Origin of the sequence: Streptomyces sp. WAC05292, assembly GCF_003949955.1 — a bacterium.
GTDB classification, from domain to species: domain Bacteria; phylum Actinomycetota; class Actinomycetes; order Streptomycetales; family Streptomycetaceae; genus Streptomyces; species Streptomyces globosus.
Genome location: NZ_RPSE01000854.1, coordinates 1 through 688, shown reverse-complemented (window position 1 = coordinate 688; position 688 = coordinate 1). Strand labels below are relative to the sequence as shown.

Genomic DNA, 688 nt, shown 5'->3' with positions numbered 1-688 from the left:
ACCGAAAGGCTGCGGCCGCAGCCTTTCGGTAGTGCGTTTCGCGGCGGACTACCCGGTCACCCCGGCAAGCGATTGAACTGGGCCGCCAGTTCGCGCAGGGCCGCTTCCGCTTCCAACACCTTTTTCACGGCGTCCCCGGCCTTCTCCGGGGTGATCCCCAGGCGCTCGTACAATGCCGCCGGAATCGCTTGCTGCGGGCCATCGCCGATGCCGCTGTTGCGCAGCAACCGGTTGGTCAGGCAGATCAGGTTGGCGTAGACCGCGTTCGGCCCGGTGTAGCTGGGGTCCTGCTGGAAGCGCAGGGCGCAATAGAGGTCGTCAGGCATGTCCCAGACGCGCATCAGCCAGGCGCCGATCTGCTCGCGGGTGATCCCCAGCAGGTGCTGTTCGATGTAGGCATGGCCGAGGTGCGGGTTGACCTCCAGGTGCCGGCAGATCAGCGAGAAATGCGGCGGGAAGACATGCGCCAGGACCAGGTAACCGAAATTGTGCAGCAGGCCGCCCAGGTAGCTCAGGCCGGACTCCGGGCGCAGTTCGCGTGGCATGGCGCGGGTCAGGCCCTCGATCACCGCGGCGGTGTAGATCGCCTGCTGCCAGTAGGGCGTGGCCTGCTGCGGCTGGTCCTTGGGCAGGCTCAGGCTCTTGCCCAGGGCGAGGCCGAGGGCCAGGTTGATCACCAGGTCGAAAC

At 66.9% G+C, this 688-nt stretch carries 1 protein-coding gene; it reads right to left on the bottom strand.

Going from position 1 to position 688, the window contains the following annotated elements; translation table 11 throughout:
* Window positions 1–56: 56 nt before the first annotated feature.
* The coding region (locus EF903_RS33405; RefSeq protein ID WP_125548608.1) for an HDOD domain-containing protein at window positions 57–688 on the bottom strand (632 nt) is incomplete at its 5' end.